At 32.5% G+C, this 649-nt stretch carries 1 protein-coding gene; it reads left to right on the forward strand.

The features are described from left to right. Nucleotides 1-110 precede the first annotated feature (110 nt). A partial coding sequence (locus ACSVH2_RS14095) for a DUF6261 family protein (RefSeq protein WP_438093816.1) occupies nt 111-649 on the forward strand: 539 nt, incomplete at its 3' end.

The following is a 649-nucleotide window of genomic DNA, read 5'->3' on the forward strand; positions in this document are numbered from 1 at the left end:
GCAAAAAAAACAAGTTATGTAGTACTATTAGCAATAAAACGTGAATTTTAATTTGTATTTGTAAGTTATAACTAGTACTTTAGTGCTCTTCAACTTTTAATTTTATAATTATGAAAAAATTAGAAACTATCAGTTTAACTCGTTTGACAAACTTAGAGTTTGGACAGCACACTAAAAGTGTAAAAAACAATTTACTTCTATTGGGCGGAGGCACGCTCATTACAGACCCCATTTTAACTGACTATATAGCGAGGCTGGGTACAGAGACTACCAATTATGACCGTGCTATGGTGCAAATTTTTAAAAGTGATGAAACGGCTAAAATTGCAGCTGCCGATGAAGCTAGAGACAAAGCGTTTTCATCCCTATTGCGCTATCTTAATGTTTATGAGTTATCTGAAATTCCAGAGGAGGTTTTGGCTTTTACCAGTTTAAAAACGTTGTTTGATACCTATGGAGATGTAAAAAAAATGAATTTTGAAAAAGAATCCAATGCCATTGATAATCTCATTATCGATTTGGACAACACCCAATATAAACCGCATGTTATTCTATTAAATATTGGAACTTATATTGATAGACTAACTACTGCTAACAATAATTTTAAAACGCTTTTTGAAGGTAGAACGCAAGAAACTGCCTCTAAAGA

The organism is Flavobacterium sp. RSB2_4_14 (genome assembly GCF_051547085.1).
In the GTDB taxonomy this organism is placed as follows: Bacteria; Bacteroidota; Bacteroidia; order Flavobacteriales; family Flavobacteriaceae; genus Flavobacterium.